The 23,081-nt window shown below is 65.0% G+C and carries 22 protein-coding genes; 4 read left to right on the plus strand and 18 right to left on the minus strand.

The window, feature by feature from the left end; genetic code table 11:
* Nucleotides 1-23: 23 nt before the first annotated feature.
* Nucleotides 24-788 (minus strand): CPBP family intramembrane glutamic endopeptidase, encoded by a 765-nt coding sequence (locus tag AC3ANQ_RS16045; protein WP_488301949.1) that lies wholly within the window; start codon nt 786-788, stop codon nt 24-26.
* Between the two features lie 100 nt (nt 789-888).
* Here AC3ANQ_RS16045 and AC3ANQ_RS16050 point away from each other — a divergent pair, with 100 nt between their 5' ends.
* The gene (locus AC3ANQ_RS16050; RefSeq protein ID WP_488301950.1) at nt 889-1,569 is read left to right on the plus strand and encodes a histidine phosphatase family protein; all 681 of its coding nucleotides are present in this window, start codon (nt 889-891) and stop codon (nt 1,567-1,569) included.
* A 9-nt stretch (nt 1,570-1,578) separates the two neighbouring features.
* On the opposite strand, the gene AC3ANQ_RS16055 is transcribed toward AC3ANQ_RS16050, so the two are convergent.
* The 11 genes from AC3ANQ_RS16055 to tdh all read right to left on the minus strand — a co-directional run bounded on the left by AC3ANQ_RS16055 (nt 1,579) and on the right by tdh (nt 12,876).
* Nucleotides 1,579-2,370, minus strand: a complete 792-nt coding sequence (locus AC3ANQ_RS16055) for a DeoR/GlpR family DNA-binding transcription regulator (RefSeq protein ID WP_488301951.1) — start codon at nt 2,368-2,370, stop codon at nt 1,579-1,581.
* Nucleotides 2,371-2,393: 23 nt separating this feature from the next.
* Complete coding sequence (locus tag AC3ANQ_RS16060) at nt 2,394-3,233, minus strand: class II fructose-bisphosphate aldolase (protein WP_488301952.1); 840 nt, start codon at nt 3,231-3,233, stop codon at nt 2,394-2,396.
* Nucleotides 3,230-4,174, minus strand: coding sequence for a 1-phosphofructokinase family hexose kinase (locus tag AC3ANQ_RS16065; protein ID WP_488301953.1), 945 nt, complete (start codon nt 4,172-4,174; stop codon nt 3,230-3,232). Before AC3ANQ_RS16065 ends, AC3ANQ_RS16060 begins: the two co-directional genes overlap by 4 nt.
* A complete protein-coding gene (locus AC3ANQ_RS16070; protein WP_488301954.1) occupies nt 4,171-5,121 on the minus strand; it encodes an ROK family protein in 951 nt (316 codons plus the stop codon). The genes AC3ANQ_RS16065 and AC3ANQ_RS16070 overlap by 4 nt, the downstream gene beginning before the upstream one ends.
* 8 nt (nt 5,122-5,129) lie before the next feature.
* Complete coding sequence (locus tag AC3ANQ_RS16075) at nt 5,130-6,062, minus strand: SIS domain-containing protein (RefSeq protein WP_488301955.1); 933 nt, start codon at nt 6,060-6,062, stop codon at nt 5,130-5,132.
* Between the two features lie 192 nt (nt 6,063-6,254).
* Nucleotides 6,255-7,478: an imidazolonepropionase gene (hutI, locus tag AC3ANQ_RS16080; protein ID WP_488301956.1), complete on the minus strand. Its 1,224-nt coding sequence runs from the start codon at nt 7,476-7,478 to the stop codon at nt 6,255-6,257.
* 11 nt (nt 7,479-7,489) lie between these two features.
* The gene (locus AC3ANQ_RS16085) at nt 7,490-8,587 is read right to left on the minus strand and encodes an NAD(P)/FAD-dependent oxidoreductase (protein WP_488301957.1); all 1,098 of its coding nucleotides are present in this window, start codon (nt 8,585-8,587) and stop codon (nt 7,490-7,492) included.
* A 77-nt stretch (nt 8,588-8,664) separates the two neighbouring features.
* On the minus strand, nt 8,665-9,135 hold the full coding sequence (locus AC3ANQ_RS16090; protein ID WP_488301958.1) for a pyridoxamine 5'-phosphate oxidase family protein: 471 nt from the start codon (nt 9,133-9,135) through the stop codon (nt 8,665-8,667).
* A 48-nt stretch (nt 9,136-9,183) separates the two neighbouring features.
* Nucleotides 9,184-10,584, minus strand: coding sequence for a 6-phospho-beta-glucosidase (locus tag AC3ANQ_RS16095; RefSeq protein WP_488301959.1), 1,401 nt, complete (start codon nt 10,582-10,584; stop codon nt 9,184-9,186).
* 6 nt (nt 10,585-10,590) lie between these two features.
* Nucleotides 10,591-11,787, minus strand: a complete 1,197-nt coding sequence (locus AC3ANQ_RS16100; RefSeq protein WP_488301960.1) for a glycine C-acetyltransferase — start codon at nt 11,785-11,787, stop codon at nt 10,591-10,593.
* A 42-nt stretch (nt 11,788-11,829) separates the two neighbouring features.
* On the minus strand, nt 11,830-12,876 hold the full coding sequence (tdh, locus tag AC3ANQ_RS16105) for an L-threonine 3-dehydrogenase (protein WP_488301961.1): 1,047 nt from the start codon (nt 12,874-12,876) through the stop codon (nt 11,830-11,832).
* Nucleotides 12,877-12,990: 114 nt separating this feature from the next.
* Between tdh and AC3ANQ_RS16110 the strand changes: the two genes are divergently transcribed.
* Nucleotides 12,991-13,923 carry a LysR family transcriptional regulator gene (locus AC3ANQ_RS16110; RefSeq protein WP_488301962.1) on the plus strand — a complete coding sequence of 311 codons (933 nt, stop codon included), beginning with the start codon at nt 12,991-12,993 and terminating at the stop codon, nt 13,921-13,923.
* Between the two features lie 163 nt (nt 13,924-14,086).
* On the opposite strand, the gene AC3ANQ_RS16115 is transcribed toward AC3ANQ_RS16110, so the two are convergent.
* The 5 genes from AC3ANQ_RS16115 to AC3ANQ_RS16135 form a co-directional block, all read right to left on the minus strand.
* A complete protein-coding gene (locus tag AC3ANQ_RS16115) occupies nt 14,087-14,671 on the minus strand; it encodes a DUF5666 domain-containing protein (protein WP_488301963.1) in 585 nt (194 codons plus the stop codon).
* 186 nt (nt 14,672-14,857) lie between these two features.
* A complete protein-coding gene (gatB, locus tag AC3ANQ_RS16120) occupies nt 14,858-16,366 on the minus strand; it encodes an Asp-tRNA(Asn)/Glu-tRNA(Gln) amidotransferase subunit GatB (RefSeq protein WP_488301964.1) in 1,509 nt (502 codons plus the stop codon).
* Nucleotides 16,366-17,937 (minus strand): Asp-tRNA(Asn)/Glu-tRNA(Gln) amidotransferase subunit GatA, encoded by a 1,572-nt coding sequence (gatA, locus tag AC3ANQ_RS16125; protein WP_488301965.1) that lies wholly within the window; start codon nt 17,935-17,937, stop codon nt 16,366-16,368. Before gatA ends, gatB begins: the two co-directional genes overlap by 1 nt.
* Nucleotides 17,938-17,941: 4 nt before the next feature.
* Complete coding sequence (gene gatC / locus AC3ANQ_RS16130; RefSeq protein WP_078105822.1) at nt 17,942-18,238, minus strand: Asp-tRNA(Asn)/Glu-tRNA(Gln) amidotransferase subunit GatC; 297 nt, start codon at nt 18,236-18,238, stop codon at nt 17,942-17,944.
* Nucleotides 18,239-18,374: 136 nt separating this feature from the next.
* Nucleotides 18,375-19,847 carry a CitMHS family transporter gene (locus tag AC3ANQ_RS16135; RefSeq protein WP_488301966.1) on the minus strand — a complete coding sequence of 491 codons (1,473 nt, stop codon included), beginning with the start codon at nt 19,845-19,847 and terminating at the stop codon, nt 18,375-18,377.
* A gap of 226 nt (nt 19,848-20,073) precedes the next feature.
* On the opposite strand from AC3ANQ_RS16135, the gene AC3ANQ_RS16140 reads away from it, so the two are divergent.
* Together AC3ANQ_RS16140 and AC3ANQ_RS16145 are read left to right on the plus strand one after the other, a co-directional pair.
* Nucleotides 20,074-21,891: a sensor histidine kinase gene (locus tag AC3ANQ_RS16140; protein ID WP_488301967.1), complete on the plus strand. Its 1,818-nt coding sequence runs from the start codon at nt 20,074-20,076 to the stop codon at nt 21,889-21,891.
* Nucleotides 21,888-22,562, plus strand: a complete 675-nt coding sequence (locus AC3ANQ_RS16145) for a response regulator (protein ID WP_488301968.1) — start codon at nt 21,888-21,890, stop codon at nt 22,560-22,562. Before AC3ANQ_RS16140 ends, AC3ANQ_RS16145 begins: the two co-directional genes overlap by 4 nt.
* 128 nt (nt 22,563-22,690) lie before the next feature.
* On the opposite strand, the gene AC3ANQ_RS16150 is transcribed toward AC3ANQ_RS16145, so the two are convergent.
* Nucleotides 22,691-23,071, minus strand: a complete 381-nt coding sequence (locus AC3ANQ_RS16150) for a RidA family protein (RefSeq protein ID WP_488301969.1) — start codon at nt 23,069-23,071, stop codon at nt 22,691-22,693.
* Between the last annotated feature and the right edge of the window lie 10 nt (nt 23,072-23,081).

A 23,081-nucleotide genomic window follows, 5' to 3' on the forward strand; every position in this document is an offset into this window, starting at 1 on the left:
GAAACCCTTTAACCGCGTTGTTCCTACCCCAGCCCGATCGCCTTGCCGAAGACGCTGAAACCGACGAATGCCACGATGTCCAGGAGTGCATGCGCCACCACGAGTGGCATGACCCGTTTGGTCCTGGTGTAGATCCAACCGAATACCAAACCCATGACCGCATTGCCGATGAAGGGCCCAAAGCCTTGGTACAGGTGGTAGCTGCCGCGCAGGAGCGCGCTGAGCCCGACCGCCAGCGGCGTGCTCCATCCGAACTTCCCAAAACGGTCCAGGAGGTAGCCCACCACAATGACTTCTTCGACGACGGCGTGCCGCACCGCGGACAGGACCAGCACAGGCACTGTCCACCAGTAGGAGTCCAGGCCGCTGGGGATGATCGCGGTCGTGATCCCCAAGGCGCGGCCGGCCGCATAGAGGCCCAGCGACGGGATTCCGATCAGCGCGGCGAGACCCAGTCCCTGGAGCCCGTCGCGGCCCGGGCGGGCGAAGTTGAAGCCTAGACGCGTAAATCCCGAAGGGCTCTCTGCCGTTAGGCGGTGCACCGACAGGAAGTAGAACACCAGCACCACAGGGACCAGGGCGAAGGCAATATCGAGCAGCTGGTACGTGAGATCGAAGTACTCACGGGTGTTCTGCGAACGATTGAGGGTGGACGTTGCCTGGGACAGGGGCGCCCGAGTCATCTTGTCCAACAACTGCACCACGGAGTACACGGCCGATTGGCCCAGGGACAGGCCAAGGACTATCAGCACTTCGGCGCGCAGCCGGCGCGTTGAGGCAAGGAGCATGCTTCTATCTTGCCCGCATTTGGCTGAAGTTTACCCGGGAGTTCATTCTCCGGGGGTCGCCTGCACATCAAGGGCGGCAGCGGACCCTATGCTTGGTGGGATGAGCGCGCCAGCACGAATCTTCATGATCCGGCACGGCCAGTCCGCCGCCAACGCCGATACTTCCATCTACAACCGTGTCCCCGACTACCGCATCCCGTTGACGGAGCTCGGGGTCGAGCAGGCAAGGGCCGCTGGTGAGGATCTGCGCAAGAAGCTCGACGGCGAGCCTGTGTGCGTCTACGTCTCGCCGTACCTCCGGGCATACCAAACTCTTGAGGCACTGAATCTGGGCAACCTCACGGAAAGGGTGATCGAGGAACCCCGGCTGCGTGAACAGGACTGGGCCAACTTCCAGATCGCCGGAGACATCGGGGACCAAAAGGAGCTTCGCAACCTCTACGGCCACTTCTTCTACCGGTTCCGCGAGGGCGAATCAGGTTCGGATGTCTACGACCGCATTTCGTCCTTCATGGAAACCCTGTACCGGCACTGGGAAAAACCCGATTACGCGCCCAACACCCTGCTGGTTACCCACGGCCTCACGATGCGCCTTTTCTGCATGCGGTGGTTCCACTGGTCCGTGGAGTACTTCGAGTCCCTCAACAACCCGGGCAACGCGGCACTACGGACCCTCATCCTCAACGATCAGGGCAAGTACGATCTCGACACACCGTTCAGCCAATGGGTGCAGCGCAGCACGGACGAAACCGTGCTGAACGCTCCCCCGATGGATTTCTGACGGGCACAGCTACGCGTCCTTCGCCACGATCACTTCGGTGCCGCTGGCTTCGAACGCAGCCTTGTCCTCGGCTGTGATCCCGGAATCGGTGATGAGCCGGCGGAAATCGTACCCGGCCATCGCCGCGAACGCGCGCTTGCCGATCTTCGTGGAATCGGCCAGGACGTAGGAATCCGTGGCACGGCGCGCCATGACAGTATTCACCATCGCCTCGCCCTCGTCCGTGATGGTGGGGCCGATCTTCGGATCAACCCCGTTGACGCCGATGAAGGCGATGTCCAAGGCAACCTTCTGCATGATGACATCGGTGTATGGCCCCACAAGTTCGTACGAACGCGGGTTCAGGATGCCACCAGTGACCATGATCTTAATGTTGGGGCGCACGGCAAGCTGGGCGGCGATATTGATGGCGTTGGTGACCACCGTCAGCATGGGCCGGTTGGAGGGTGCGTTCAAGTCTTCGCGGGTGGACAGGACTTGGGCCAGGGCCGTGTTGGTGGTCCCGCCGCTGAGTCCGATCACGGCCCCGGGCATGATGAGTTCCGAAGCGGCCAGGGCAATCTGCTGCTTCGCCTCCGCGTGGTCATCCCTGTTGTAACGCCCAGGGAGCTCGTAGGACACTGATCCCGTGGTTGCACCGCCGCGGGTACGGCTCAGGAGCCGTTGCTTTGCGAGGCTGTCGAGATCACGGCGCGCCGTTGCCGGTGAGACGCCCAGGCGGGTCACGATATCCTCGACCTCAACATGCCCTGACTCGGCGAGGAGATCAAGGATGGCTGTCAGTCGATCGTTGCGGGTCATCACGAACCTTCCGGAAATTGAGGCTAATTCACTTTCGCGAACAGCGTCAGCAAACGTGCGGTTTCCAACACCAGGGCATCCCGTCCGGCCTTGATGTACTTGCGGGAGTCCACCACGGAGGGGTTGGCATCCAGGTACTCACGGACGGCGCGGGTGAAGAACCCGTTCAAGTGTGTGGATACGTTGATCTTAGTCATGCCGGCCCGGATTGCCGCCACCAGGGTCTCATCTGCTACGCCCGAGGAACCATGAAGGACGAGCGGCAGCTGGACGGCCTGCTTCAGCCGCGTGATCAACGCCAAGTCCAGAGTGGCACTCCGTTCGGTCATGGCGTGCGATGAACCGACCGCGACGGCGAGGGCATCGACGCCGGTGGCGTCCACGAAGGAGCGGGCCTCGGCCGGATCCGTCCGGACTCCTGAAGCGTGGGCGCCGTCCTTGCCTCCGATCTTTCCGAGTTCGGCCTCAGCGTAGACGCCGTGTTCCTGGGCGTATCGGGCGACCCGTCGCGTGACTTCAACGTTCCAGTCATAAGGCAAGTGCGCGCCGTCGTACATCACGGAACCGAAGCCGAGGTCTACGGCTTGCAGGGCCAGCTCTTCGGATTCGGCGTGGTCCAGGTGCAAGGCCACGGGAACTGAAGCATCCCGGGCAATCGACATTGCACCGCGGGCAATCGGCACGAGTCCGCCGTGGAAGCGGGCGCAATTCTCCGAGATTTGCAGGATCAACGGGACCCCGGCGGCCTCCGCTCCGGCCACCAGGCCCTCTGCGGTTTCGAGGTGAATGACGTTGAAGGCGCCTTGGCCGATGCCATTGGCCGCGGCGGCGTCCATGAGTTCCCGTGTGCTGACGAAGGTCACAGGGTCTCCTTCCAGCTGAGAATGAGTTGATTTTCGAGGTCCGCGTAGAGCGGCGAGATCTCGCCGGCGGCGGGCATGAGCACCGCGGCGGCGGACCAGGCTGTGGCCCTGCGCAGGATCGTGGGAATGTCGGAGACTCCGCTCGCGAGCGCGACGGCGGCCGCCGCCACTCCGGCGTCGCCGGCTCCGGTGGGGTTGCCCCTGAGTGGCTCCGGGAGCCGTGCGCACCAGTAGCCGCCCGGGGCCAAATGGTGGAAGGCAAGCATGCCTTCGGCGCCGGCACTGACCAAGACCGTCTTGGCACCCAAGGAGATCAATTGCCGTGCGGCAGCTTCCAGGCTGCCCTCACCTGTTGCATCGAGGAGTTCGTGGTTGTTGGGCTTAAGCAAATCCGCCCCGGCCCGCGCGGCGGCGATGATTCCGGGACCGGAGGTATCGACGACGGCGGGAATCCCGGCGTCGTGCGCCAGACGCACCAACGCGGGGTAGAAGTCCGCCGGCGCGCCCGGCGGCAAGCTGCCGGAGCCGACAAGCACTCCGGCGCCTTGCCCGTCGAGGGCCTCGACGACGGCGGCAGCCAGCGCCTGCCATTCGGACGGTTGGAGGGGACTCCCCTCTTCATTGAAGATGGAGGTTTCGCCGCCCACCGTGTCCACGAGGGCGATGCTGCGTCGAGTTTCCGCGGCAACCGGAACCAGACGATGGGGCACACCACTGCTGCGGAGTTCAGCGGCGAATTCCGCACCGGCGGCGCCGCCGGAGGGAGCGAGGGCCAGCACGGGATGGCCCAGCTGGTGCGCCACCCGGGCAACGTTAAGGCCTTTTCCCCCCGCGCGGCTAAGGGGCGCGGCTACGCGATGGCTTGCGCCGGGAGTTATCCCGGCAACGTGGTAGCTGAGGTCGATGGCCGGATTGGGCGTAACCGTGATAACCCGCTTCATGGCCTGTATCCCGTGACGGAGGCGGCCTTCGCCGCAGGGAGCAGGGCCCGGGCCCTCATCGCAGCACCGAGCAACCCTGCATCCTGGCCAAGTTGGGCGCGCGTGATAATCGGCCGGCGTTGGAAATCGAGCAGCTCGTCAAGGCGCGAGCGCAGCGGCTGCAGGAGTCCCTCCCCTGCTTCGGCAAGACCGCCGCCCACCACCACGGCTTCCGTGCCGATGATGCTCACGCACTGGCTGAGGCTGAAGGCTAGGGCGTCCACGGCGTCAGCCCAGATCTTGGCTGCGAGCGCATCGCCCGCTTTGGCACGCTCCAGAACTTCACGGGCGCCCGCGCGCGGGGTTCCGGCCTTGTCGCTGTAGCGCCGGGCGATCGCTCCAGCGGAGCCGACCCCTTCGAGGATCGTGGTCCCGGGACCGTCGGGGTCCGGAACAAGGGCGTGGCCCAGCTCCCCGGCGAAGCCACCTGCGCGCACGGGGTAGCCATCGGAGATGACAGCGGCGGCGATCCCCGTGCCAACCACCATCACCACGACGTTTCGAAAATCCCGGGCAGCTCCGAATCGGAATTCGGCCTCGGCCGCCGTGCTGACATCGTGGCCGAAGGAAACCGGGAGACCCAAGCGCTGCGTGGCTTTTTCGCCGAAGGGAAAATTACGCCAGCCCAGGTTCGCCGAGTAGATCCCCACTCCCGTGTCAGAGTCCACGATTCCTGGAACAACAATGCAGGCTGCCTTTGCCGGGTGGCCAGGGAATTCGGCGGCAAACCCAGCAGCCAGTGCGGCGACGGCGTCCAGGATCGCATCGCCCGGCCGCAAGGCATCACGCGGCGTTGCGACGCGGCGCAAGCCGAGGACATTCCCGGCCGCGTCGACGAGACCTGCTTTCAGGTCCGTTCCGCCGACGTCGAAGGCCAGGACCGCGGATTCGGCGGCTCCGAGAACCATGGGAAGACCTAGGCCGTGGTGTTCAGGACGACCGAGCGCGTGAGGTTGCGCGGCAGATCCGGGTTGAGGCCGCGCACGCGCGCCCGCTCCAAAGTGACCTTGTGGACGCGTGCCAGTTCCGCGAGCGGGTGCTTGCCGGTGTTGACGTACAGGGCGCCAGTCCGGGCCATATCGGCATCCAATCCCTCAGGCTGCGCGCCGAAGAGCCACGTGACCCGGCCAGGGGCAGCGATGGAAATGGGGCCGTGCCGGTATTCCATCGCCGGATAGGACTCGGTCCAGCCCTGCACTGCCTCGCGCATCTTGAGCCCGGCTTCGTGGGCCAGGCCAACCGTCCAGCCGGTGCCGAGGAAGGTGAACTGTTCGGCGTCGAGCAACTCCTGGGAAACGGGATCCGTCACCGCGGTGCGGGCGTGCTCGATGGCGGTGCCGAGTTCGATGCCCAGGCTCGTGAGAAGGTACACCAGCGCGGTGGTGGCGAAGCGGGTCTGGACCACGGACTTCTCGTCGGCGTAGGGAAGTCCGATCACGGCGTCGGCCAGGGCGGTGATGGGTGAATTCACGTCGCCGATCACCGCAACCGTCCTGGGTTTTCCGCCTACGGCCATTCCGCGCAAGGCTTCCAGCAGCTCCAGTACCTCGGTGGTGGTGCCCGAGCGGGTGATGGCGATGACGGCGTCGTACTGGCGATCCGCGCTGTTGTGATTAAGGAAGGCTTCCGACGCCGCGAATGCGTCTGTGACGCCCTTGCCCGCGGCTTCGCGGGCAGCCGCATAGCTTTGTGCCATGAACCAGGAGGTACCGCAACCGACGACGGCGATCCGCTCGCCATCGGCAGGCAGCAAGTGTTCCGCCTTCGATTGCCCGATGGCCCGCTGCCAGACCTCGGGCTGCGAAACAAGCTCTTCTTCCATGAAGGCCCCGAGGGTGTTGTTACTCATCGCACTTACCATTCCTGTCCGCGCTTCTTCGACGCACTTTTCGAACTCAACGCTTTGACGTTTTATGATCTATAGAAACACTAAACGATCATATTCAATCGCACAAGGATCGCGGAGAGCTGTGGGCTCGTCGAAAGAAAAAGCAGGGCCCCTCAATGTGGAGAGGCCCTGCTTGGTGTTGCGGAGATGGCTTTACAGCGCGCGGACTCCGGCCCGCCATACCGCGAAGGTCAGCGGGATACCAGGGCGGTAGGCCAGGTGGGTGGCCGACGGCGCCTTGAGCATGTGAAGGTCCGCACGGTGCCCGACGGCGATCGAGCCCACCGCCCGCTCGCCGTCGACGTCGTTGCCGGACTCCCTGCCGAGCGCCAGCGCACCGCCGTATGTTGCGGCCCGGACGGCCTCGTGCACGCTCAAGTGCATCTGCAACACGGCCGTGGTGACGCAGAAGGCCATCGAGCTTGTATAGGAGGTGCCGGGGTTGCAGTTCGCAGCCAAGGCAATCTGCACTCCGGCGTCGATCAGCGCACGGCCCGGGGCGAGCGGCTGGCGGGTGGAGAGATCGCAAGCAGGCAGGCAGGTAGCCACGGTGCCGCGGGTGCCCGTTCCGGTCGCAGCGTCCCAGCCGCTCCACGTCCCCGCGAGCGCCTGGATATCGGCCTCGGAAAGGTAGTTGACGTGGTCGACGCTGGCCGCACCGAACTCCACAGCCAACTGGACACCGGGTCCTTCACCCAACTGGTTGCCGTGGACGCGCAGGCCCAGGCCGGCATCCCGGCAGGCCGACAGCACGCGGCGCGACTGTTCCTCGGTAAAGGCGCCTCGCTCGCAGAAAACATCGGCCCAGCCCACGTAGGGGCGGACGGCCTCGAGCATCGGGCCGCAGACGAGGTCCGTGTACTCCTCGGCATCGGTTCCGGCCGGGACCAGGTGGGCGCCCAGGTAGGTGACTTCGTCCACGGTGGCGGCGGCGATGCGGGCGCTGCGGGCCTCGTTCTCTAGGTCCAGTCCGTAACCGGTCTTGCTCTCCAGGTAGGTGGTGCCTTGGGAGACGGCTTCGGCCACGCGTCCGGCGGCGAGGCGGGTCAGTTCCTCATCGCTTGCGGCGCGAGTGGCACTGGTAGTGACGGCGATTCCACCGGCGCTGTAGCTCTGGCCGGCCATCCTGGCCTCGAATTCGGCGGTGCGGTCTCCGGCGAAAATCAGGTGCGAATGCGAATCCACCCAGCCCGGAAGCACGGCGCGGCCCTCAGCGTCCACGCGCTCGTCGGCGGCGGGAGCCTCGGATGCGGGGCCGATCCAGGAGATCCGTTCACCCTCGATCACCACGGCCGCGTCTTTGAGGACGCGATGCTCCACGTCCTGGGTCATCAATTCGCCGATGTTGCTGATCAGTGTGCTCGTCTGCCCGCTCATGAACCTATTGTTCAACGGCGGATGGACCAACGGGCGGCCGCGAGCTCCCTCGGTGTCCGGGATACCGGACCAATGCCGGATACGGAGCCCAGGATCTCGGCGGCCGCCAGTTCGGCAATGGCGGAGGAGGTCTGGAAACCATAGCCCCCTTGGCCCGCGAGCCAGAAGAAGCCGGGAGCCTCGGCGTCGAATCCCACCACCGGGACGCCGTCGGCAGCTTCCGTGCGCAACCCGGTCCAGGCCTTGGCCACGGAGCGGATGCCCATTGACGTCAGCGAGTTCAGCCGGGCCACGAGCGCCTCCACATCCCCCGGCCGCGGCCGCGCGTCCTCCGGGCCGCTCGGCACGGTCTCCGACGGCGAAATGAGCACTTGCCCGCCCTCGGGCCGGAAGTAGTAGGAATCATCCGCTGCCGCCACCATGGGGCTTCCCGGCGGAAGGGGGCGTTCGACGTCGACAATCGCCGCCGTGCGGCGGAACGGCTGCAAGCCCAGCTTCTCCACCCCGCTGAGCACCGCGAGTTCGTCCGCCCAGGCACCGGCGGCGTTGACGACCACGGCGGACTGGAAGCCTTCCAGCCCGGCGCCCAGTTGCCAGCCAGAGCCCAGGCGTTGCGCCGAATGGACCCGGGCGCCGGTGATGATGTCCACTCCCCCGGCTTCGGCACGCTGCCGATGATCCTCCAGCAACACGGGCGCATTGCAGGCGAATGACCCGGTATCCAGACCTGCGGCAGTAAAGGACTCCGGGTTGAGGGCCGGGCACAGTTCAAGGGCTTCGGCGTGCGTGATGGGATGCATATGGCCACTGGCTTCTGCCTTGACCGTTGCCTCATCGCCCACCAACATGAACGAGCGCGGTGCCAGCACCGGCACCGGCAACCCGGCGTCGCGCGCTGCCAACAGTTCCAGAGTTCGGACGGTGAGTTCCTGCACGACCGCGGGTCCGTAACTCGGGATCAGCTGCCGGGCCGAGCGGGATGACGTGTGGTAGGCCAGCGTTTGTTCGGCCTCCACGAGGGCCACCGAACAGTGGCCGGCCAGCGCCGAGGCCAGGGACAATCCGGCGATGCCGCCGCCGACAATTACCACGTCATAGTTTGCAGCCATCCCTCCATCCTGTCAGCGCGGACGCTCGGGCGCGAGGGGGCCGGTTGCGAGGGGAGCATTGCGGGCGTCCAGCGGCACTATTCCACCGCGGACGGCTTAGTCCCGCTGTACGGCGTCCACCAAGTCAGTGGCTCCGTGACTGTGAAGCGCCGTCCCGAGATCGAGTCCGCCGGAATCCGGACGAAGTGGTCCTTCCGGCCGGCTTCCCAGGGAAACAGGGGCAGCGAGAACGAGTTGACGACGTCGTCGATCTGTTTGACGGGCGCTGCTTTGCCATGGAGCACAACGCTCCATGCGACCCCGGTGTTTGCATCGACGCCGTCCACCTCCATGGCCACCGGGAATTCGCCCATGGCCGCGGTGAGCTTTGTGCCCGCCCCGGTTCTGAAGACGACCGTCCCCTGGTCCACGGCGTAGTTGATGGGGAAAATGTCGGGGTGGTCTCCGAGCCACACCGCCAGCCTGCCGACGGACACGCCCCTCAAGAGACTCCAGCATTGCTGGGAATCCAACACCTCGGTGCGAGGTTGTGCTGCATCTTTGTCCATGCTGCCGATCCTAGGCCTCTGACCCTTCCCGGGACAGGGCTTAGGGGTTCAGCGCAGGTATTGGAGCTGACTGAAGTGGCTGATGTAGCTATCCAAAAGCTCTTGCGCCACTCTGACCGAGTCCACCAAGGGGTTCATGGCCAGCGCCTTGTAGGCGGAGCGCCTGGAACCAGTGAGCGCAGCGTCGATTGTGGCGCGTTCCACGGCCTTTGCGTTGATGACGAGTCCCCGGGCGTAGTCCGGCAAGGCCTTCGCCGGGAGCAAGCGGACACCACCCGCATCCACCAAGCAGGGTGCCTCGATGACGGCGCCGGCGTCGAGCTCAGCCAAGGTGCCGTTATTGGGGACGTTCAGGATCAGGCGGGCAGTCTCCCCCTGGCTGATGGCCCGCATGATGCCCAGGGCAACGGTCTCGTAGCCGCCGGACACCAGGTCCGCGGCGTCGCGTTCGAAGGTACCGGCCGCGTCCCTGTTGCTCTGCATGTACGTCTCTTCGCGATCCAGCTTGGTCTTTTCCCAGAGCCGCAGGGCAGCCTTCGCGGAAGGCGGCCGCAGTGCGGGCTCCGCACCGCCGTCGTTCGCTCCCCCGAGTCCGCCGTAAAAGGACGATTGCTGCCGCGCCAAATAGGCGCCGCGGCTGCTCGCGGCGCGCCGATCGGCGTCGAGCGCTTCGCGCGTGAAGTAGTAGTAGTGCAGATACTCGTTGGGAACCGCGCCAAGTGCCTGGATCCACGAAGCGCCGAACAACCGGCCCTCTTCAAAGGACTCGATGGCGTCCGGGTTGGCCAGGAGGCGCGGCAGGACGTCCTCACCGTGAACCACCAGCCCACGCAGCCAGCCCAGGTGGTTCAGCCCGATGTAGTCGATCTCCACGGATCCGTCGCGGAAGGCCGCGGCACCGCGGTGGATTCCGGCTGCGCTCAAGGCGCGCCGGGCCAGCCCCACCGGCGAATCGCAGATCCCCACCACCTTGCTGCCAAGGACTCTTGTCATGACCTCGGTGATGACGCCCGCCGGATTGGTGAAGTTGATGAACCAGGCCTCTGGAGCATGCTTCCTCACCGCCTTGGCGATGTCCAGGACAACCGGAATGGTCCGCAGGGCGTAGGAAATTCCCCCCGCGCCCACGGTCTCCTGCCCGATGACTCCATGCTCGAGGGCAATCCGCTCATCGGCGGCGCGTCCCTCCAACCCACCCACGCGAATGGCGGAGAAAATGAAGTCCGTGCCCGGCAGCGCCTCCGACAACTCCGTGAACCTGCGGACGGCCGGCGCATCGGGCACCCCCTCGGCCATGTCGGCGAGGACCCTGGCCACCACGCCTAGGCGCGCGGCGTCGGCGTCGAACAGCCTGAGTTCCGTGACGCGGCCCGGTTCATGGTCCGCCAGCAATGCTGAATAGACCAAGGGAACCCGGAATCCCCCGCCGCCCAGGATGGTGAGGATCATCGCAACTCAGAGCCCCGCGGCGGCGCGGCTCTTCACGAAGGCCTGGACACACGCCTCGACGTCCTCGGAGCTGTGCGCTGCCGAGAGCTGCACACGGATCCGGGCGGCTCCCTTGGGTACCACCGGGTAGCTGAACGCCGTGACGAAGACTCCGTGGTGGAGCATCTCGTCGGCTACCTTCGCGGCCACCACGGCGTCGCCGAACATCACCGGAATGATGGCATGTTCGCCGTCGAGCAGTTCGAAGCCTTCCTCGCTCATGCGGCGGCGGAACAGGGCTGCGTTCTCAAAGAGCCTGGAGCGGAGCTCGCCGGAGCCCTGGACGAGTTCGATCGCCTTGACGGTCGCTGCGACGATTGCCGGAGCCAAAGAGTTGGAAAACAGGTACGGGCGGGCCTTCTGACGCAGCACGGCGACGATTTCGCGGCGGCCGGAAACGTAACCGCCGGAAGCGCCGCCGAGGGCCTTGCCGAACGTGCCGGTGTAAATATCGACCCTGTCGGAGACTCCTGCGTGTTCCGGGGTTCCGGCGCCGGTAGCTCCCATGAAGCCGACCGCGTGGGAGTCGTCCACCATGACCAGCGCGTCGTGCTTTTCCGCGAGATCGCAGATGGCCGCAAGCGGGGCGAGGTAGCCGTCCATGGAGAAGACGCCGTCCGTCACGATGATCTTGCGGCGGGAACCCGTGGCTTCTACGAGTTTGGCTTCGAGATCGGCCATGTCCCGGTTGGCGTAGCGGAAGCGCTTGGCCTTGCTGAGGCGGATGCCGTCGATGATGGAGGCGTGGTTCAGGGAATCCGAGATGATGGCGTCCTCAGGCCCGAACAGGGACTCGAACACTCCCCCGTTGGCGTCGAAACAGCTGGAGAACAGGATGGTGTCCTCGGTTCCCAGGAACTCTGAGACCCGGGCTTCGAGCTCAAGGTGCAGGTCCTGGGTGCCACAGATGAAACGGACGGATGCCATGCCGAAGCCGCGCTCGTCCATGGCGGCCTTGGCAGCGGCAATGATGTCCGGGTGGTCCGCCAGTCCAAGGTAGTTGTTGGCGCAGAAGTTCAAGACTCTATTGGCGGGCTGGCCGAGCTGGCCGGCCGAGATGTGGCTGGCCTGCGGCGAGTCAATGTGGCGTTCGGTCTTGAAGAGTCCTGCGGTGCGGATCTCTTCCAGCTCGCCCTGCAGCTGGTCTTTGATGCTTGAGTACATTGGTGCTCCTGGTACTGGGTCTTGGGGAGGACTTTACGGCGTCTAGATTTCGGTCCAGTCGAGGACAACCTTGCCGCCTGAGCCGGCACGGGCAATCTCGAAGCCCTTTTCCCAGTCGGTAGCGGACATCTTGTCCGTGACAACGGCGGAAACGTTGCGGTGCAGCATGGGATTGGAGGACAGCATGGCGCTCATGGCATACCAGGTCTCGTACATCTCGCGGCCGTAGATGCCCTTGAGGGTCAGCATGTGGGTGACCACTTTGCCCCAGTCGATGTCGATGGACTGGCTAGGCAGGCCAAGCATGGCGATGCGTCCGCCGTGGTTCATGTTGTTGATCATCTCAGGCAGTGCCGTGGGATGCCCGGACATTTCCAGGCCAATGTCGAATCCTTCGCGCATGCCGAGCTCCCGCTGGGCATCCTTGACGCGCATTTTGGAGACATCGACGGCGAGGTCAACGCCCATCTTCCGGGCCAGCTCAAGCCGCGGGGCGGACACGTCCGTGATGGCGATCTTGCGGGCACCGGCGTGGCGCGCGACGGCGATTGCCATGAGTCCGATGGGCCCCGCACCCGTGATGAGCACGTCCTCGCCGACCAGCGGGAAACTCAGGGCGGTGTGGACGGCGTTGCCGAAGGGGTCGAAGATGGCGCCGAGCTCCGGGGTGACGGAGGGATCGTGGTGGACCCAGACGTTGGTCTCCGGGATGACCACGTATTCGGCGAAGGCGCCATCGCGCTGCACGCCGACGGACACCGTGTGAATGCACATCTGCCGGCGGCCGGCGCGGCAATTGCGGCAGATTCCGCAGACCACGTGGCCTTCACCGGAGACGCGGTCGCCGACCTTGACGTCGCGGACGTCCTCGCCGACGGCCACCACTTCACCGTAGAACTCGTGGCCCGCAATCAGCGGCGCCTCGATGATGCCCCGTGCCCAGGCGTCCCAGGACTGGATGTGCAGGTCCGTTCCGCAAATACCGGTGGTCATGACACGGATCTTGACGTCGCTGGGACCGGCCTCCGGCTCGGGACGTTCGACGAGTTCAAAACCGGCGTGTGCACCGGACTTGTAGAGAGCCTTCATGGGTCTTCCTAACTCAGGGGGTGGGCCGTTTGTGTGCCGTTTCACTTCATTGAAGCCCCACGAACGGTTTAGCACAACTAGGTTTTTCTCAATCAACGATTTAGCATTTACTAAATGGAAGTACACCAGCTCCAGATGCTCAGGGAACTAGGAGATCTCGGCAGTGTCAAGGCCGTAGCAGAGACCCTCATGGTCACACCGTCCGCCGTCTCCCAGCAGCTCGCGCTCCTGCAGAAATCCGTCGACGTGCCCCTGACGCGCAAGGAAGGCCGCGCCCTGGTGCTCACGGATGCGGGGAGGGTCCTCGCCGACGCTGGAGCCGCCGTCGTCAATGCGCTCGCCGACGCGCGGGCAGCGATCGGCGCTTACCACGACTCCCCTGGTTCCACCGTGACCGTGAGCGCCTTCCACAGCGCGGGGCAGGCCCTGTTCGCTCCGCTTGCGGCATTGCTGACCACTGCCGGCAGCGCGGGTGCGGAACGCGGCGTCCCCCGCTTGAAACTCGCCGACGAGGACGTCGCCCAGGAGGACTTTCCCGGACTCGCGGCGCGGTACGACCTCGTGCTCGCGCATCGGATGGAGAACAGTCCGGAGTGGCCCACCGACAAGGTGGCTGTGATCCCGCTCGCCGACGAGCCGCTCGACGTCGCGTTGCCTGCCGGGCACCCGCTCGCGGCCCGCCGCGAACTCAGGCCGGCCGACGTCGTCGGGCAGACTTGGGTTACCAGCCGCGCAGGCTACTCCCCCGCAGACGTGCTGGCCGCCGTCGTCGCTGTCAGCGGGCGCCCCGCGGACGTCCTCCACCGCATCAACGACTACTCGACTGTGGCCTCGCTCGTGGCGGCCGGTGGGGCGATTGGTTTGCTCCCGCGGTTCACTGCCCGGCGCGTGCTGGATGCGGGCGTGGTCCTGCGTCCGCTGGCGGGGGTCAATTCGGTGCGGAAAATCGACATCCTGGCCAGGCCGGAAACCCTGAAGCGGAAGTCGGTCATGACGGTCTGCGAAGCGCTGCAGACCGTCATGACCGAACTTTCCGGGGTTACTTAGCCCAACTCGCGTTTGTAGAGTTATTTGGGCACCAAGGCAGGCTGGCCGGCTTCGAAATACTCCACGAGGTCCTGCGGCAGGGCCGGAACTTCGCGGGCGGAACGTGGAAAGTTGCTGCAAACTTGGCGCGCACGCATGGTGGAGTGCTCGCGGCGGCCGCTTCCTAGGCGATGCCTCCGTAGCCCAGCCGACGTCCTCCGCCATCAAGCATCACCGGCACGGTACCTGCAATGATACGGTTGGCGGTCACTGTGGTGCCGCTCTTCGTACCGGAGATTGCAACGGTGTCGCCCGCCTTCAGGTCAGTAGCCTTGATGGTCTGAACCGATGGACGACGGCCGGGCGTGCCCGTTCCCGCCGCAGCGAACTTGACGATGCTGGTTGACGATGTGATCGCGTAGCTCTGCGTGAAGCCGTCATCGCTCTTCACGGAAATGTTCGAATCGCTGACCGACTGCACGGCGCCGCGCTGCGTCACCCTGGTTGTGAACGTCCCGTCTTTGTTCTTGACCGTGAACTCACCGTGGATTTCCGGGCCCACGAAGCTGCGCGGCAACACGGGGAACGGCCTGGCATTGCCGGGCGACGTTGTTCCGGGCGAAGCCGTGCTGGTAGGCGTCGCGCTCAACACGTACGAAGGGATGATCTGGCCGGCAGCCCAGACTGCGGCCACACCACCGCCGCTCAGTACGACGGCGATGCCGCCGGCGATGAGGGCCTTACGAAGGCCCGGAGTCATGGTGGACATGGCCGAATCCTTTCTCCGCTCCTCCCGAACCGGTAAGGGGCGGGCAGCAAAGAACTGATGACTCCATAATGTGGCTTAAAGCTGTGTGCCTGCTGTGGATCCAGACACAACTAGGTCGCAGTTGGTGTCGTTTTGACGGCGCATAACGACATTAACTGCGACCTAGTTGGGTGAGGCGCGTGTGCGCTAGCCTTCGACGCCGAGCCTCTCCAGGATCAGCTCGCGCACGCGGGCGGCGTCGGCCTGACCGCGGGTGGCCTTCATGACTCCGCCGACGATCGCACCGATGGCCTGAAGCTTGCCGCCGCGGATCTTCTCTGCGACGTCGGGCTGGGCCGCCAGTGCGGCGTCGATCGCTTCCAGCAGAGGGCCGTCGTCGGACACGACGGCGAGGCCGCGCTTCTCGACGATCTCGGCCGGGGTGCCCTCGCCGGCGAGAACGCCGTCGAGCACCTGGGAAGCCATCTTGTTGTTGATCTTGCCGCTCTCGACGAGCTTGTTGAGCTCCACGATGGTCTCCGGGGTGACACCGAGCTCGGAGGGATCGACGTCGGCCGTCTTGGCACGTCCGACGATCTCGCCCATCCACCACTTGCGGGCAACGGAGGCGCTGGACCCGGCCGCGATGGTTTCCTCAATGGAGTCCATGACGCCGGCGTTCACGACGTCGCGGAACTCCAGATCCGAATAGCCCCAGTCAGCCTGGAGCCGCTTGCGGCGGGCCGCGGGCGGCTCGGGCAGCGTGGCGCGGAGTTCCTCCACCCATTCACGGGACGCGAGGACCGGAACGAGGTCCGGCTCGGGGAAGTAACGGTAGTCGTCGGCGTCGGACTTTGCCCGGCCCGACGTCGTCGTGCGCGTGTCCTCGTGCCAGTGGCGAGTTTCCTGGATGACCGGCTCGCCGGAGTCCAGGACGGCGGCGTGGCGCTGGATTTCGTAACGGACGGCGTGCTCGACGGCGCGCAGCGAGTTCACGTTCTTCGTCTCCGAACGGATACCGAAGCGTTCGCGGCCGTGCGGGCGCAACGAAACGTTCGCGTCGCAACGGACGTTGCCGCGTTCCATCTTGGCGTCGGAAACCCCAAGGTTCTTGACGATCTCGCGGACAGCGGCAACGTAGGCCTTGGCGAGCTCGGGTGCGCGGCTGCCGGCGCCCTCGATCGGCTTGGTGACGATTTCAACCAGCGGAACACCCGAACGGTTGTAGTCCACCAGCGAGTAGTCGGCACCCTGGATGCGGCCCGTCGCGCCGCCCATGTGGGTGAGCTTGCCGGCGTCTTCCTCCATGTGCGCGCGCTCGATCTCGACGCGGAACACGGTGCCGTCCGAGAGCTCGATGTCCAGGTAGCCGTCGTACGCGATGGGCTCGTCGTACTGGGACGTCTGGAAGTTCTTGGGGGTGTCCGGGTAGAAGTAGTTCTTCCGGGCGAAGCGGCAGTACTCGGCGATCTTGCAGTTCAGGGCAAGGCCGATCTTGATGGAAGATTCCACTGCCGTCTTGTTCAACACAGGCAAAACGCCGGGCATGCCAAGGTCAACCTCGTTGACGTTGGTGTTCGGCTCGTCGCCGAAGACGTTCGGCGCGGAGGAGAACATCTTCGTCTTGGTGTTGAGCTCCACGTGGACCTCGAAACCAAGGACGGGATCGTACTTCTCCATGGCCTCTTCGAAGCTGAGGATGGCGTCGGTAGACATCAGTTGGAACCTCCGGCGATGTTGGAGCTGGAACCGAGAACGGGGGCCTGTAGTACGGGGGCCCGGTCAAGCAGCGGGCCACCCCACTTCTCTTCGAGCAAGGATTCAAGGACGGCACCCACGCGGTACAGGCGGGCGTCCTCGCGGGCAGGAGCCAGCAGCTGGATGCCTACCGGCAACCCGTCTTCGTCAGCCAGGCCGCCCGGCAGGGACAAGCCCGGGATACCGGCCATGTTCGCGGGGATGGTGGCGACGTCGTTGAGGTACATGGCCAGCGGATCGTCCAGCTTCTCCCCCAGCTTGAAGGCCGTGGTGGGAGCCGTGGGCGAAATCAGGACGTCCGCCTGGGCGAACGCGGCGTCGAAGTCACGCTGGATGAGCGTACGGACCTTCTGGGCCGAGCCGTAGTAGGCGTCGTAATAGCCGGCGCTCAGGGCGTAGGTGCCGAGGATGATGCGGCGCTTGACCTCATCGCCGAATCCGGCGGCCCGGGTGGCGCCCATGACGCGTTCGATCGTCATGGGACCGTCCTTGGGCAGAACCCGCAGACCGTAGCGAACGCCGTCGAACTTGGCCAGGTTGCTGGAGACCTCGGACGGCATGATCAGGTAGTAGGCGCCCAACGCGTACTTGAAGTTGGGGCAGGAAACCTCGACGATTTCCGCGCCGGCCCCCTTGAGCAGCTCAAGGGACTCGTTGAAACGGGTCTCGACGCCGGCCTGGTAGCCCTCGCCGTGGAGTTCCTTGATGATGCCGATCTTCATGCCCGTGACGTTGCCGGTCTTGGCCGCGGCAACAAGGGTGTCGAAAGGATCCGTCAGGGATGTCGAGTCGAAGGGGTCGTGCCCGCCGATGACTTCCTGCAGGAGTGCAGAGTCCAGCACGGTCCGCGAAACGGGGCCGATCTGGTCCAGTGACGACGCCATGGCGATGGCTCCGTAGCGGGAAACCGCGCCGTACGTGGGCTTCATCCCAACCGTGCCGGTGACGGCGCCTGGCTGGCGGATGGATCCGCCGGTGTCAGTGCCGAGGGCCAGCGGAGCTTCGAAAGCTGCGACGGCGGCCGCGGAGCCGCCGCCCGAGCCACCGGGAATGCGGTCCAGGTCCCAGGGGTTGCGGGTGGGGCCGTACGCCGAGTGTTCCGTGGAGGAACCCATGGCGAATTCGTCCAGGTTGGTTTTACCGAGGATGGGCATCTTCGCTGCGCGCAGCTTCTTGATGACGGTGGCGTCGTAGGGGCTATGCCAGCCCTCAAGGATCTTGGAACCGGCCGTGGTGGGCTGGCCAATGGTGACGATGAGGTCCTTGACGGCGATGGGTACGCCTGCGAGTTCGTGCAACGCCTCCGCCTCGGCACCGCCGGCGGCGCGGATCGCGTCAACCTCGGCGGCGACGGCGAGCGCTTCTTCACTGTTGACGTGCAGGAAGGCGTTGACCTGCCCGTCAACGTCGGCGATGCGGTCCAGGTAGGCCTGTGTGACCTCGACGGACGTGACCTCGCGCGCGGCCAACTTGGCGGCCAGTTGCGCTGCGGATAGGCGGATGAGTTCGGTGCTGTTCAATTCAGTCATTCGCTTAGTCCTCATCCAGGATTGCCGGAACCTTGAAGCGGCCTTCGAAGGAATCCGGAGCCCCGGACAACGCCTGCTCAGCGGTAAACGTGTGGCCCACAACATCCTCGCGGAACACGTTGCTCAACGGAATCGGGTGGGACGTAGCCGGGACATCGTCTCCGGCCGCTTCACTGACGGACTTCACCGAATCCACGATGACGGCAAGTTCTCCGGCCATCCTGTCCAGCTCTTCGGCACTCATTTCAATGTGAGCCAGACGCGCAAGATGCGCGACGTCGTCACGGTTGATCGCAGCCATGGATCTCCCCTGCAAAGTTCAAATGGTTTTCCGGACTAGTCTACGTGGGTTGGACGACGAACAACGCGGGGTCACTTACGGCCCATCCGGAGGTCCGGAATGGGCCGTAAGTGACCCCGCGTTGCTGATTGGTTTGTTACCCGATGCCGATGGCTCCTGTCAGCATGCCTACTGCGAGCATGACGATCGAAATGACGGCTGTGCGCCACAGGACCTTCTTGTGGTGGTCCCCGAGTTCTACCTTGGCCAGGGAGACGAGGAGCAGGATCGCGGGGACCAGGGGGCTCTGCAGGTGGAAGGGCTGGCCGGTAATGGAGGCCCGCGCCATTTCTGCGCCGCTGATGCCGTAGTGCGCGGCGGTTTCGCTCAGGACCGGGAGGACGCCGAAGTAGAAGGCGTCATTGCTCATGAAGAACGTCATCGGAATGCTGAGCAGGCCGGTGATGACGGCCATGAACGGACCCATCTCGGCAGGGATGATGTGGACCAGCCACGCGGACATTTCCTTGACCATGCCGGTGCCGTTGAGGACACCCGTGAGGACGGCCGCCGCCATGACCATGCTGACCACGGCAACAATGGACGGTGCGTGGGCCACCAACTGTGCGCCTTGTTCCTTGACCTTGGGGAAGTTCACCAACAGGGCGATGGCAGAGCCCACCATGAAGACGTAGGGCAGCGGCACCAGGTTGGCCACGAGCATGACCATCACGGCGACGGTGAGGCCGAGGTTGAACCAGAAGAGCTTGGGGCGCAGGGTCTTGCGGTTGGGATCGAGGGCGGTGTCGGTCAAGCCGGTATCGGCGAGGTCCACGAGGGTTTCGGTGCTTTCCAGGAGTCCGACGGCGGCGCCTCCGCCGGTGCCAGGCTTAGTTGCGGTGGGGGTCGAGTTGGAACCGCGGCCCGATGATCCGGTGCCGGTACCGCCGCGGCGCGTGCCGCCGTCGAACACGTCCCCTGCGTTGGCGACGTCGCCCCAGATCTCGGGAGCGGTGGCGCGGAGGCGGTTGCGTTCCTGCAGGCCCAAGAGCCAGGAGAACACGAAGACCACGACGAGGCCCGCGATGAGGGATGGGACCATCGGAACAAACACGTCGTTGACGTCGATCTTGAGGGCAGTGGCTGCGCGGGCTGTGGGGCCACCCCAGGGCAGGATGTTCATGGTGCCATTGGCTAGGCCGGCAACACAGGTCAGGACTACGGGGCTCATCTTCAAGCGGAGGTAGACGGGCAGCATAGCCGCGGTGGTCAGGATGAAGGTGGTGGAGCCGTCGCCGTCGAGCGATACCGCGGCAGCAAGAATGGCGGTGCCCAGGACCACCTTTGCGGGGTCGTTGCCCAGCTTGCGGAGGATGAACTTAACCAGTGGGTCGAAGAGTCCGACGTCGATCATGAGTCCGAAGTACACGATCGCGAACATCAGGAGTGCGGCCGTGGATGTCATGGACTTCATCGATTCCATCACCATGCTTCCGATGCCAAGACCGGCACCGGCAAACAAACCGAAGATGGTGGGAACGATGATCAGCGCCAGAACTGGCGTCAACTTCTTTGTCATGATCAGGACCATGAACACCGCAATCATTGCGAATCCAAGCAATACCAGCACAGCCGGCTCCTTACTACAGTGAACGGCATCACGTCGATGTGATGCGCGATACAGAACGTATAGTGGCGACGCTCATAGCCAGGCGTTTGTGGGATTTGATGGACATACTGCTGATTGAGAGCATTTTGCTCATTGTGCTCAATGCTTCAATGGAGAGGTAGACCTAGACGTACAGCGCCGCTGCTGCCCCGCTCCAGCCGGCCAGTCCCCGCCGGAAGGAGGCAGGATGCCCAGGTTTGCCCTGCGGTTCTCGACGCAGACCCTGCTCCTGCAGCTCGGCGTCGTCCTCTTGGTGGTGCTGCTAAGCGGCACCGTCCATGCGTGGCTCGTCTACGGGCGGATCGGCACGGAGGCGGAGAACCAGGCGCTGACTTTGGCGCGCACTGTGGCCTCGGATCCCGTGATCCGATCCCAGGTCCAAGCCATCAGTAACGAGCCGGGAACCCCGCCTCCTGCGGTGCTTGCGACCGGCCCCATCCAGGAAGCCGCCGAGGCTGCCAGGAGCCGCACGGGTGCTTTGTTCGTCGTCGTCACGGACGAGACCGGCTTGCGGCTGGCCCACCCGGACCTGGTCCGGCTCGGCGAACGGGTCAGCACGGATCCCTCGGATGCCCTGTCCGGAAAGGAAGTCACCACCCGGAACACCGGCACCCTGGGACCATCCGCGGGCGCCAAGGTCCCGGTCTTCGCGCCGGGTTCCGCCACGACTGTGGTGGGCGAAGTCAGCGTGGGCTATTCCATGGAGACTCTCGGCCAAAGCCTTGCCGAGGACATTGTCCCGATTGCCCTGACCGCGGCGGGCTCCCTGGTTGCCGGCGTCCTCGCCTCCTTCCTCCTCCGTCGCCGATTGCAACGCCTTACCCTGGGCCTCGAACCCGAAGAAATCAGCACGCTGGTACATGACCAGGTGGCCGTGCTACAGGGTGTGGACGACGGCGTGATCGGCATTTCCGCCGATGGCCGCATCACGGTCTTCAATGCTGCGGCGAGGCGGTTGCTGGGCCTGCCGGAAGGACCGGAAACGCCTGGCTCGCCTCCCAAAACCGGCGCCACCGATGGACATGTCCTCACGGGCACCGACTGGACAGGCACCGACTGGGCTAAAGCCGCAGTCCCGGCACAGCTGAAGGCTCTCACCCAACCGTCGGCACACGACGCCGAAGCCGTGGAAATTGTCGCCGGGGGCCGGGTCCTTGTTGCCAATGCCCGCAAGGCGCTGCACCGCAAAGAGGATCTCGGCTGGGTTGTCATGCTCAGGGACCGCACCGAGCTGCAGCAGCTGACGCGCCAGCTCGACGCCGTCGGCACCATGTCCGCCGCGCTACGGGCCCAGCGCCACGAGTTCGCGAACCAGCTCCACACGATCGCCGGCTTCATGAGCATCGGCCAACACGGCCAAGCTGAGGACTACCTAGCCAGGATCTCCGCCACCGGGCCGCTGAAGTTTCCTGTGCAGCAAGCCGAGCTCCTGCAGGATCCTTATTTGCAGGCGTTCGTCGGCGCGAAAGGCGTGGAGGCTGATGAGCGAGGTGTGGCCTTGCGTATCGGTCCCGAAACCCTTGTGCGGGGCCACGTCACCGAGCCGCAAGACGTCACCACGGTTCTAGGCAACCTGATCGACAACGCCGTCAACGCCGCCGTCGCCGGCTCTTCGACGCAACGCTGGGTGGAGCTTGAGCTGCTCGACGAACCGGGGCCCGACGGCGGCACGCTGCACATCGTCGTCGCGGACTCCGGCGACGGTCTGGGCGATGTCGAGCCCGAGAGGGTGTTCGTGGAAGGATTCACGACGGCGGAGCCCACCGAAGGAGGGATCGGCAAGTCGGGTGGGCAAGGACTCGGACTCGCATTGGTCCGGCAGCTCGTGCGGCGTCGCGAAGGCGATGTGCGCGTCCTGGAGCCCGGCTCTCCCGGCGGCCCGGGCGCAGTCTTCATGGCCACCATGCCCGGGGTTACGGGCACACCCGGCGATACCTCACCAGCCGAACCCACCAAAGCAACCGAAACACCGGCAGCAGCCGAACCCAAGGAAGGACACGAATGAGCGAAGACTTCAGGGTGTTGATTGTGGATGACGACTTCCACGTCGCCAAGCTCCACGCCGCCTACGTGGATTCCGTGGCCGGTTTCCTGGCCTTGGCTCCGGTGGGGTCCACGGCTCGGGCGCTGCAGGCCGTGCACAGTCTCCGGCCGGACCTCCTGCTGCTGGATGTCTACCTGCCGGACGGTTCGGGCCTGGACCTCCTGGGGCAACTCGATGTGGATGCCATGATGCTCACCGCGGCTTCCGACGCCGTGTCCATCAGGACAGCCCTACGCCGCGGGGCCCTGGCCTATCTGTTGAAACCGTTCACCGCCGAATCACTGTCACAGCAACTGCGTTCCTTTGCCCGATACCGGCGGATCCTCGGCCAGCAGCACGCTGTGGACCAGGAGACCATCGAACGGGCCAAGCGGGCACTCATCGCCGGCGACGTGGCGCCGTCGGGAAAGCCGCGCTCAGCGACGGAAGCGTCCGTGCTGGAGTCCTTGGCGCCGGGGGAACAATATTCCGCGGCAGAGGTTGCGCAACGAGTGGGAGTCTCACGCGCCACGGCGCAACGGTACCTGTCCTCGCTGGCCGACGACGGCGCCGTCGAAATCCAGTTGCGTTACGGCACCACCGGCCGCCCGGAACATCGCTACGGCGTCCCCGCGCGAACCTCACCCAAGTAGTCCCCACCGCCACCCTCGCCTCGCAAGCTCGGCCAGGGAACCCTGGCGGCGTGGGCCCCCGCAGTAGATGCCGTTACGAGGCGTCATAACGGCATCTACTGCTGTGAGGATTGTGTCGGCTGGGCTTCCTAGGCGCTCTTCTGGGCTACCAGTTCGATTTCGACCAGCATTTCCGGGTCGAGGAACGGCAGGACATGGACCAGGGAGAGAGTGGGGCGGATCTCGCCGAAGACCTCGCCGTGCGCACGGCCTGCTTCTTCCCACTTGCTGATGTCCGTCAGGTACAGCTTGGACTGTACGACGTCCGCGTAGGAGAACCCAGCGTCGGCCAGGACCGCACCCAGCTTTTCGAGGATGTATTTGGTCTGCGAGTAGAAATCATCGCCCACGATGCCTTCAGGCCCGGACGCGGCCGTGGCCGAAATGAAGAGGGTGTTGTCCACCTGGACCGCACGTGAGTATCCAAGGGTCTGTTCCCAGACCGAACCCGTGCCGAATGTCTTGCGCATGCCGCGCCTT

Source organism: Arthrobacter sp. DMZ02-1R (assembly GCF_057747935.1).

Excerpts from the sequence above, each read along its gene's own strand:
- AC3ANQ_RS16115 (WP_488301963.1), bottom strand. The coding sequence starts at position 14,671 with ATGTCCACCATGACTCCGGGCCTTCGTAAGGCCCTCATCGCCGGCGGC.
- tdh (WP_488301961.1), bottom strand. The coding sequence starts at position 12,876 with ATGAAGGCTCTCTACAAGTCCGGTGCACACGCCGGTTTTGAACTCGTC.
- gatA (WP_488301965.1), bottom strand. The coding sequence starts at position 17,937 with ATGACTGAATTGAACAGCACCGAACTCATCCGCCTATCCGCAGCGCAA.
- AC3ANQ_RS16075 (WP_488301955.1), bottom strand. The coding sequence starts at position 6,062 with ATGAGTAACAACACCCTCGGGGCCTTCATGGAAGAAGAGCTTGTTTCG.
- AC3ANQ_RS16110 (WP_488301962.1), top strand. The coding sequence starts at position 12,991 with ATGGAAGTACACCAGCTCCAGATGCTCAGGGAACTAGGAGATCTCGGC.
- AC3ANQ_RS16045 (WP_488301949.1), bottom strand. The coding sequence starts at position 788 with ATGCTCCTTGCCTCAACGCGCCGGCTGCGCGCCGAAGTGCTGATAGTC.
- AC3ANQ_RS16145 (WP_488301968.1), top strand. The coding sequence starts at position 21,888 with ATGAGCGAAGACTTCAGGGTGTTGATTGTGGATGACGACTTCCACGTC.
- AC3ANQ_RS16090 (WP_488301958.1), bottom strand. The coding sequence starts at position 9,135 with ATGGACAAAGATGCAGCACAACCTCGCACCGAGGTGTTGGATTCCCAG.
- AC3ANQ_RS16140 (WP_488301967.1), top strand. The coding sequence starts at position 20,074 with ATGCCCAGGTTTGCCCTGCGGTTCTCGACGCAGACCCTGCTCCTGCAG.
- AC3ANQ_RS16095 (WP_488301959.1), bottom strand. The coding sequence starts at position 10,584 with ATGATCCTCACCATCCTGGGCGGCGGGGGATTCCGGGTTCCCTTGGTC.
- AC3ANQ_RS16070 (WP_488301954.1), bottom strand. The coding sequence starts at position 5,121 with ATGGTTCTCGGAGCCGCCGAATCCGCGGTCCTGGCCTTCGACGTCGGC.
- gatB (WP_488301964.1), bottom strand. The coding sequence starts at position 16,366 with ATGTCTACCGACGCCATCCTCAGCTTCGAAGAGGCCATGGAGAAGTAC.
- hutI (WP_488301956.1), bottom strand. The coding sequence starts at position 7,478 with ATGAGCGGGCAGACGAGCACACTGATCAGCAACATCGGCGAATTGATG.
- gatC (WP_078105822.1), bottom strand. The coding sequence starts at position 18,238 with ATGGCTGCGATCAACCGTGACGACGTCGCGCATCTTGCGCGTCTGGCT.
- AC3ANQ_RS16050 (WP_488301950.1), top strand. The coding sequence starts at position 889 with ATGAGCGCGCCAGCACGAATCTTCATGATCCGGCACGGCCAGTCCGCC.
- AC3ANQ_RS16150 (WP_488301969.1), bottom strand. The coding sequence starts at position 23,071 with ATGCGCAAGACATTCGGCACGGGTTCGGTCTGGGAACAGACCCTTGGA.
- AC3ANQ_RS16065 (WP_488301953.1), bottom strand. The coding sequence starts at position 4,174 with ATGAAGCGGGTTATCACGGTTACGCCCAATCCGGCCATCGACCTCAGC.
- AC3ANQ_RS16055 (WP_488301951.1), bottom strand. The coding sequence starts at position 2,370 with ATGACCCGCAACGATCGACTGACAGCCATCCTTGATCTCCTCGCCGAG.
- AC3ANQ_RS16085 (WP_488301957.1), bottom strand. The coding sequence starts at position 8,587 with ATGGCTGCAAACTATGACGTGGTAATTGTCGGCGGCGGCATCGCCGGA.
- AC3ANQ_RS16100 (WP_488301960.1), bottom strand. The coding sequence starts at position 11,787 with ATGTACTCAAGCATCAAAGACCAGCTGCAGGGCGAGCTGGAAGAGATC.